The 3,614-nt window shown below is 70.6% G+C and carries 4 protein-coding genes; all 4 read right to left on the minus strand.

The window, feature by feature from the left end:
* On the minus strand, window positions 1-323 hold a 323-nt coding region (locus tag QM582_RS10150; protein WP_415084076.1), incomplete at its 3' end, for a 2-C-methyl-D-erythritol 2,4-cyclodiphosphate synthase.
* Between the two features lie 62 nt (window positions 324-385).
* Window positions 386-1,186 carry a 2-C-methyl-D-erythritol 4-phosphate cytidylyltransferase gene (gene ispD / locus QM582_RS10155; protein ID WP_415084071.1) on the minus strand — a complete coding sequence of 267 codons (801 nt, stop codon included), beginning with the start codon at window positions 1,184-1,186 and terminating at the stop codon, window positions 386-388.
* 90 nt (window positions 1,187-1,276) lie between these two features.
* Window positions 1,277-1,762 (minus strand): CarD family transcriptional regulator, encoded by a 486-nt coding sequence (locus QM582_RS10160; protein WP_415084073.1) that lies wholly within the window; start codon window positions 1,760-1,762, stop codon window positions 1,277-1,279.
* A gap of 272 nt (window positions 1,763-2,034) precedes the next feature.
* A partial coding sequence (locus QM582_RS10165) for a PTS fructose transporter subunit IIC (RefSeq protein WP_415084074.1) occupies window positions 2,035-3,614 on the minus strand: 1,580 nt, incomplete at its 5' end.

Genomic DNA, 3,614 nt, shown 5'->3' on the forward strand with positions numbered 1-3,614 from the left:
ACCGGGGCGCCGAGCGCGGCGCCGAGCACCCGCTCGGCCTCCAGCCGGCGCGGCAGCAGCCGCGGCCGGTTGCCGATCACCTGGACCGCGGCGTTGCCGATCGCGTAGCCGGCGCCGCGCACCATGCCGGCCACCTCGTCCAGCAGCCGCACTCCGGACGCCCCGGCCCACTCCGGACGGTCCACGCCGATGTTGCTGCCCAGATCGCCCAGGCCAGCCGCCGACAACAGCGCATCGCACAGCGCATGGCAGGCCACGTCGCCGTCGGAGTGCCCGGCAAGGCCGCGCGGCTCGTCCGGGAAATGCAGGCCGGCCACCCACATCGGCACGCCGTCGGCCAGCGCGTGGACGTCGCTGCCGATGCCCACCCGGGGCAGCGGGAAGCTCACCGCGGGCTCCGGATCACGTCCGGGACGACCTCGTTCCGCTTCACGAACCAGGCGAAGGGACGGTGCCGCAGCACCCGGCGGAACGAATGCCGGCCCACCCCGGCGCGCAGCTTCAGGAAGGCGTGGGCCAGGTCGAGGTCGGTCGCCGAGGTGATCTTCAGCGCCGTCATCGCACCCTTGACCAGGCTGACCGGGTGGCCGGCGGCCTCGCACACCGACAGGTCGTCGGTGCATTCGATGCCCTGCTCGGCGGTGTAGGCGTGGCTGGCCTCCAGCACGTCCAGATCGAAGGCCTGCGGGGTCTGGATGGCGCGCAACCGGTCCCGGTCGACGATCGTCAGCCGGCCGTCCGGTGCCTCCTCGCGGATCGAATCGGCCACCGGGATCGCCGGCGCCACCGCCACCTGGCCCTCCCGGATGCTGCGGATCACCCGGGTCACCACGGTCGCCGGCACCAGCGGACGGACGGCGTCGTGCACCAGCACCACCCTCGCCCCGGCCAGTCCGGCCAGCCCACGGATCGCCGCAATGCCGCGCCGCACCGACGCCTGCCGGGTCTCGTCTCCCTCGACCAGGGTGACCGGGATCGGGGACGCCGCCAGCGCCGGCTGGAAGTGGTGTTCCGCGTTGCGCGGGATCACCACCACGGCGTGGGTGCAGCCACCGGCCGCCATCGCCTCCACCGACATCGCCACCACCGCCTTGCCGGCCAGCGTGGTGACGGGTTTGGGCACCGGACCGCCGAAGCGGACTCCACGTCCGGCGGCGACGATGACGACGGGCACGGGCTCAGGCACAAGCGGCAGTATAGGACCGCGGTCGCGGGCTTCGAGGCAAAGCAAAACCGGCCGTCGCTTTGTGCGACGACCGGTTTCGAATGGACTCGATCAGGACGCCAGAACCTCGTCCAACAGGACCTCGGCCCGGTCTTCCTCGACCTTCTCGGCCAGCGCCAACTCGGAGACCAGGATCTGCCGGGCCTTGGCGAGCATTCGCTTCTCACCGGCCGACAGGCCCCGCTCGCGCTCCCGCCGCCACAGGTCGCGGACGACCTCCGCCACCTTCATGACGTTGCCGGAGTGCAGCTTCTCGAGGTTGGCCTTGTAACGCCGCGACCAGTTGGTCGGCTCCTCGGTGTGCGGCGCCCGGAGCACGGAGAACACTCGCTCGAGACCGTCCGCGTCCACCACGTTGCGGACACCGATCTCTTCCAGGTTCTGTGCCGGGACCCGAACCACCAGGTCGTTCTGGCCGACGATGCGCAGCACGAGGTAAAGCTTGTCCTCGCCTTTGATCGTCCGGGTTTCAATGTCTTCGATGACGGCTGCCCCATGATTGGGGTAGACCACCGTCTCACCGACTTCAAAAGTCATCTAGCAGACCCCTTTCCCAGATACCCATGGTAGCACGCACCGGCCCACTATTCGAAACGTTCGTCCTAGCCAGAGGCACTTTAGGGGGTTGACAAGAGCCTGGCCGCTATGCCGCCGAGGGTTTCCGGACGCCGAAAATTCATCGGCAAAGCTGCTCTGACAACACCAAACGACACCGATCCGGGAGACATCGCCGGATCGCCGGGTGAGGGCGTCCGGACGGCAGCGAGCCCGCCGAAGCGAGGCTTCGACGGGCTCGACAGCGGTTGGGATCAGGCCACCGCGGCGGGAGCCTTGGCCGGCCAGAACTGCTTCATCGCGATCACCGCGAAGCCGGAGATCACCGCACCGACCGCGATCGACACGATGAACCACAGGATCGGGTTGATCGCGAAGAACACGAAGATGCCGCCGTGCGGCGCCCGGGAACCAACCCCGAAGGCCATCGTCATCGCACCGGTCACCGCGCCGCCGACCATCATCGACGGGATCACCCGCAGCGGGTCGGCAGCGGCGAACGGAATCGCGCCCTCGGAGATGAAGGACGCCCCGAGCAGCCAGGCCGCCCGGCCGTTCTCCTGCTCGACCTCGGTGAACAGCGACTTGCGCAGCGTGGTGGCCAGGGCCAGCGCCAGCGGCGGCACCATGCCGGCCGCCATCACCGCGGCCATCACCTGGAACGACGCCGGGGTCTGCGCGGACAGTCCGGCGGTGGCGAACAGGTAGGCCGCCTTGTTCACCGGACCGCCGAGGTCGAAGCACATCATCAGGCCGAGGATGATGCCCAGCACGATCGCCGAACCGCCGGTCATGCCACCCAGGCCGTCCTGCAGCGCCTGGGTCAGGGCGGCCAGCGGCTTGCCGAGGACCAGGTACATGGCCAGGCCGACGATCGTGGTGACCGACAGCGGGATGATCACCACCGGCATCAGGCCGGCCAGCCAGCGCGGCGCCTTCATTCCGGCGATCCACGAGGCGACCGCTCCGGCCAGCAGGCCGGTGACCAGAGCGCCGAGGAAGCCGGCGCCGACCGAGCCGGCGATCACGCCGCCGACGAAGCCCGGCACGATGCCCGGGCGTCCGGCCAGCGCGTAGGCGGTGTAGCCCGACAGCGCGGGCAGCAGGAAGCCGAACGCCGCCCCGCCGATGGTGAACAGCAGCGCGCCGAGGTACATCGCGAAGCCGGCTCCCCAGCCCGCGTTGATGGCCAGGGCTGCGATCGAATCGCCCTTGGCACAGGTCTCCGCGCTCACCCAGGCCAGGTCGGCACAGGTGCGGGCACCGGCCGCTCCGGGCACCAGCGACACGTCGAAGCCGCCGAACAGGAAGCCCAGGGCGATCAGCAGACCGCCGGCGGCGACGAACGGCACCATGTAGGAGACGCCGGTCATCAACGCCTGCTGGATCCGCTTGCCGACGCTCAGCTGGCTGCCACCGCCGTCGCTGGCGGCGGCGGACGAGGCGTCGCCGCTGACCTTGCGGGCGTTGGGATCCTTGGACGCCGCGATGGCCTCCTCGATCATCTTGGCCGGCTCGTTGATGGCCCGCTTCACGCCGGACTCGATCACCGGAAGGCCGGCGAAGCGTCCGCGCTCCTTGACGCCGACGTCGGTGGCGAAGATCGCCGCCTGGGCGCTGGCGATCACCGCCGGATCGAGCGGGACGACCTTGCCCGAACCCTGCGGCTCGACGTGCAGCTCGACCCCGGCCGCCTTGGCGGCCTGCTCCAGGGCGTCCGCGGACATGAAGGTGTGCGCGATGCCGGTCGGGCAGGCGGTGACCGCCACCAGCACGACCTTCTCGGCGGCCCCGGACGCCTCCGCCGGCGCGGCGGCGGGAGCGGCGGCGGCCG

It is taken from the genome of Micropruina sp. (assembly GCF_047607385.1).
In the GTDB taxonomy this organism is placed as follows: Bacteria; Actinomycetota; Actinomycetes; order Propionibacteriales; family Propionibacteriaceae; genus Micropruina.

Excerpts from the sequence above, each read along its gene's own strand:
- QM582_RS10160 (WP_415084073.1), bottom strand. The coding sequence starts at position 1,762 with ATGACTTTTGAAGTCGGTGAGACGGTGGTCTACCCCAATCATGGGGCA.